The sequence below is a fragment of the Mesorhizobium sp. M7A.F.Ca.AU.002.02.1.1 genome (assembly GCF_003998535.1).
Classification (GTDB): Bacteria; Pseudomonadota; Alphaproteobacteria; order Rhizobiales; family Rhizobiaceae; genus Mesorhizobium; species Mesorhizobium ciceri.
The window spans coordinates 1-4,776 of sequence record NZ_RZPB01000481.1 but is presented as its reverse complement, the minus strand read 5'-3'; the positions used below and the strand labels follow the sequence as shown (position 1 = coordinate 4,776).

The window sequence follows — 4,776 nt, the reverse complement described above, 5'->3', positions numbered from 1 at the left end:
CGACAACAGCAGGGCGGCAAGACCGCCGATCGGCCCGCAGCCGACGACCAGCACGAAGCCTGTCGTTTTCGGCAGGCGCCGCACCGCGTGCAGCGCCACCGCCAGCGGCTCGGCCATTGCCGCGACCCGCTCGTCGAGCCCGGCATCGATGATATGCAAAAGCCGTGCGGGCAGCACGGCCTGTTCGGCAAATCCGCCGTCGCAGATTTCTCCGACGAAGCCCAGTGACGCGCAGAGATGACGCCTGCCGGCTTGGCATTGCGCGCAGTCTCCGCACCAGAAGCGGGAATCGGCGACAACCCTGTCACCGATAGCGAAGGCGTCGACGCCCGCGCCGGTGGCGGTCACCGTGCCGGTGAGTTCATGGCCGGCCGTCGAAGGCGACCGGCTTATCCACTGTCCCGTGCGGAAATTATGCAGGTCCGAACCGCAGATGCCGGCGGCATCGACCCTGAGCTTCACCCAGCCTGCATCCGGCGCGCCCGGCGTCGCGATGTCCTCGACGCGCAGATCGCCGGGCCCGTAAAGTCGTGCCGCCTTCATCTCGATCGGTTCCGCTCAGCCGGCAAGATAGCGGTCGCGGATCTCCGAGACCGCGTTCTCATGCGAGCTGAAGCCCTCGTAGCGGGCGAGCCTGCGGGCGTGCAGAGCGAGTTCCGGATAGGCCACCGAGGTGACATAGCCGACCGACGAGCGCTTGACGAAATCCGTCACCGAAAGCGGCCCGTAGGTCCGCGCCCAACGGCTGGTCGGCAGCACCGCATTGGGTCCAAGCACGAAATTGGCCAGCGTCACCGGCGTGTGCGGCCCCATCAGGATTTCAGCCGCCTCCGTGATGCGCCCGAGATGCGCGAACGGCTCCTTCGACAGGATCTCGAGATGTTCGGGCGCATAGTCGTTGATGAAGCGGTAGCTGTCTTCCAGCGACGCGGTCAGCACGATGCCACCGCGCTTGCCGGTCAGCACCGCGCGTGAAAACTCGACACGCTGCTCGGTCATCCGCGACCAATGCTCCGGGATTGCAGCCAATGCGGCTTCGGCGACCTTGCGGCTGTGCGTCACCAGATAGGCCGAGGAATCCGGCCCGTGCTCGGCTTCGATCAACAGGTCGAGCGCGGCAAGCCCGCCGTCGACGCTGTCATCGGCAAAGATGATCGCTTCGGACGGCCCGGCCGGAAGGCCTGTGTTGATGACCGAAGACAGCACGCTCTTGGCCGCCACCACCCAGGGGCTGCCGGGGCCGACGATCTTGAGCGCGGGCTTCACCGTCTCCGTGCCGTAGGCGACGGCGGCAACTGCCTGAGCGCCGCCGCATTTGTAGACGGTTCCGACGCCGGCGAGGCGTGCGGCGACCAACGTTGCCGCGTCCACCGAACCATCCGATGTCGGCGGCGTCACGATGGCGATTTGCGGCACGCCGGCAATCACCGCCGGCACCGACGTCATCATCGTCACCGATGGGAAAGCACCCTTGCCGCGCGGCACGTAGAGCGCAACGGAAGCGATCGGCGTGTACCGGTCGCCGGCATAGGCGCCCGGCCGGACTTCCTTGAGCCACATCGTTTCCGGCTTCTGCTCCTCATGGAAATGCCTGATGTTGTCGATGCCGAACTGGATGCTCTCGACGACGTCCTTTTCCACCTTGTCGAACGCCGCGTCGAACTCGGCTTCCGACACCTGCAGCTCGCCCTCGGCGACATTGGCCTTGTCGAGTTCCCTGGCGAAGCGGATCAAGGCGGCGTCGCCTTCGTCCTTGACGGCCTGGATGATCGGCCGGACCTTCTCGACGAAGACCGTCAGATCGGCCTCGGCGCGCTTCAGCAGACTGGCGCGCTGGTCGGCATCGATGGATGACAAATCGTGGAAGCTGATGTCGGACATGGCTGCTCGTTCTCCTGGAACTCTTGGAACGCAATCACGGCTGGCGCAGGCCGGCCATATGCTGCGGGCCGACAGGTCGACCCTGAACAAGGATCAAAGCCGTCGAGAGGCTTCACTCGGCCAAAAGTATATACATGTCTATGTGACGGTCGCCAGCGATTTTTCCATCTTCCTTCCCGTCGAAACTACCGAGATAAACCTGCCTCATCAGATCGAGGCGAGAAAGCCGCCATCGACCGGAATGGACTGGCCGGTTATGTAGGCCGCCGCATCCGAAGCGAGGAACACGGCGATGCCATGCAGGTCGGAGAGATCACCGAAACGCCGCTGCGGGATCTTGGCCAGCATGGAGTGCTGCCATGCCTCGTTGTTGTAAAAAACGTCCGTCATCGCCGTCCTGAAATAGCCCGGCGCGATGGCGTTGACCCTTATGCCAAGCTCCGCCCACTCGGCCGCAAGCGCCCGCGTCATGCCGAGCAGGCCGGACTTCGACGAGCCATACGGCACCGCGGTTGGGATTCCGACTTCCGACGTCAGCGAGCACAGGTTGATGATGGTGCCGGGACGGCCGGCGTCGCGCATCTGCCGCGCGGCGGCCTGGGCGCAGAAGAACGCTCCCTTCAGATTCGTGTCGACGATCCTGTCCCACAGCGCCTCGTCGACATCGAGCGAGGGCCGCACCTCCTCCATCCCGGCATTGTTGACGAGAATGTCGAGACCACCAAGCAGGCTGGCAGCCTCGTTGGTGGCTGCGCGGCAGCGGCCGACATCGGTGACGTCGAGAGCGATGGCATGCGCCACCCCACCGGCCGCGCGGATGGCGACCGTCGTGTGCTCCAGCGCGGCCAGGCTGCGCGCCGTGACCGCGACGTCGGCGCCGGCAGCACTCAGCGCTTCGGCGATGCTGCGCCCGATGCCACGGCTGGCGCCGGTGACAAGCGCCTTCCTGCCGGAGAGATCGAAGAGAGAAGCGTTGCGCATGTGATCCTCCTGGTCGGTGTCGGTTTCCGCTTCGGCGTAGAGACTATCAGGTCAAGTTACATATACAAGCATATACAAAGCATTTCAGCTGCGGTACGGATGACGAAATCCACCGCAGAGGAGCCAGCCCGTGTCGAAAGCCTCGGATATGGTCCGCACCGAAGTCAACCGCCTGTCGCCCTACAATTCCGGACTGACCATTGACGAGGTACGGAAACGATACGCACCGGCCAGAATCGCCAAACTGGGCTCGAACGAAAACCCGCTCGGGCCCAGCCCGACCCTCGCCGCCACGATGCATGCCGGCTCCGAGATGTTCCGCCTCTATCCGGATCCTGCCGGGCGCAAGCTGCGCCAGGCGATCGGCGACAAATATGCCGTCGCCGAGGACCAGATTATCCTCGGCAACGGTTCCGAAGATCTTCTCTCCGTCATCAGCCGCGCCGTGTTGCGGCCGGGCGACGCCGTCGTCACGCTCTATCCGTCGTTTCCGCTGCATGAGGACTACACCACGTTGATGGGCGCTACCGTCAATCGCGTTGTCGTCAACGACGATCTGACCATCAATGTCGATGCGCTGGTCGAGGCGGTGCGCGAACGGCCGCGCATGCTGCTGTTCTCGAACCCGATGAACCCGGTCGGCAGCTGGCTCTCCGGCGGCAATCTGTCGAGGGTTCTGGATGCGACGAGCGACGAGACGCTGATCGTCATCGACGAAGCCTATGCCGAATATGCCAAGGGCGACGACTATGCGTCATCCCTGCCCTATCTGGGAAAGCTCGACCGGCCGTGGATCGTGCTTCGGACCTTTTCCAAGGCGTTCGGCCTGGCCGGATTGCGGATCGGCTTCGGCATCGTCGGCGACCCGGAGCTGCGCACGCTGCTCGACCGCGTCCGCACGCCTTTCAACGCCAACGGCATGGCCCAGGCCGCAGCATTCGCGGCGCTGGCCGATGACGAACACCTCGCCAGGGTCGTAGCTCTGGCCAGGGCGGAGAGAAAACGCGTCGAGACTTTCCTGGCGAGCAAGGGCCTCGACGTCGCCGCCTCCAGAGGCAATTTCCTGTTCTTCAACTGCCGGCAAGATGCCTCCGTCTTCGTCGAAGGCCTGCTGCGGCAAGGGGTCATCGTCAAACCGTGGAAGCAGCAGGGCTTTGACACCTATGTGCGTGTCAGCATCGGCTCGACTTCGGAAAACGACCACTTCATGGCCGCTCTGTCGACGCTGTTGTGAATGCACGTCTGGGCGGATCGCTCCGCGCTTGGGAGCCGATCGCTGCCGCCCTATTTCGCCCAAGGCCTTGACCGACGCTTGGCTTGGCTGCCGTGCGGATCGTCGATGACCACAGCGTATTTATTTGGCTTCGGACCAGCCGCAGGCCTTAACTTTCGCAGCGTGGGTTTTTACATCCGGGGGGTCTGCAAACGATCGACGCTTGAGGAGGCTCCCTTGCAGCAGCCAGATGACATAGCCGCCCGCCGATTGGGCATTCTCATCGAGCAATATGTGGAAGCGCGTAAAAAGCGCTATGACTATGTGTCGACCGAGCAGGCCTATCGGGCCATCCGGCAGGTCCTCAAACCCGCCATTCCCGATCGCGAGCTCGACGACATGGTCGCCTCACTTGCCGTCAAGAACGGCCTGGCGGTCGTCTTCGATCGTCAAACCAAAGCATCGGCCGATGATGTTCCGAGGCCAAGCCCCTAGATCGACGCACATCTGCCGGCGCCGGGCGCCATATCAATGCGGGGCCAAACGCATCGTTCGGCCCCGCATCGATGTGCATCGCCGGAGGAACCTGCGACACACCTGCGCCGTGGGCCTGTGTGCCGCAAGCCGACGGGCGTGGCGGCTTCAAGCGGCGGTGCTGACCTGGCCAGGCAGTACAAGGCGATGGCGGATTTCATGAAGAT

Annotated in this window: 5 protein-coding genes; 2 read left to right on the top strand and 3 right to left on the bottom strand. The window is 63.9% G+C overall.

Features of this window, described 5'->3' with window-relative positions:
- From EN879_RS24635 to EN879_RS24620, 3 genes are all read right to left on the bottom strand, one after another.
- A partial coding sequence (locus EN879_RS24635) for an alcohol dehydrogenase catalytic domain-containing protein (protein ID WP_164774556.1) occupies positions 1-543 on the bottom strand: 543 nt, incomplete at its 3' end.
- Positions 544-558: 15 nt separating this feature from the next.
- Positions 559-1,881 (bottom strand): histidinol dehydrogenase, encoded by a 1,323-nt coding sequence (gene hisD / locus EN879_RS24630; RefSeq protein ID WP_024503949.1) that lies wholly within the window; start codon positions 1,879-1,881, stop codon positions 559-561.
- Between the two features lie 207 nt (positions 1,882-2,088).
- On the bottom strand, positions 2,089-2,862 hold the full coding sequence (locus EN879_RS24620) for a 3-oxoacyl-ACP reductase family protein (protein ID WP_024503950.1): 774 nt from the start codon (positions 2,860-2,862) through the stop codon (positions 2,089-2,091).
- Positions 2,863-2,992: 130 nt separating this feature from the next.
- On the opposite strand from EN879_RS24620, the gene EN879_RS24615 reads away from it, so the two are divergent.
- Entirely contained in the window at positions 2,993-4,096 is a 1,104-nt protein-coding gene (locus EN879_RS24615) for a histidinol-phosphate transaminase (RefSeq protein WP_082826515.1), read from the top strand.
- 105 nt (positions 4,097-4,201) lie between these two features.
- Positions 4,202-4,570 carry a hypothetical protein gene (locus EN879_RS24610; RefSeq protein ID WP_224620654.1) on the top strand — a complete coding sequence of 123 codons (369 nt, stop codon included), beginning with the start codon at positions 4,202-4,204 and terminating at the stop codon, positions 4,568-4,570.
- The last annotated feature ends 206 nt before the right edge of the window (positions 4,571-4,776 follow it).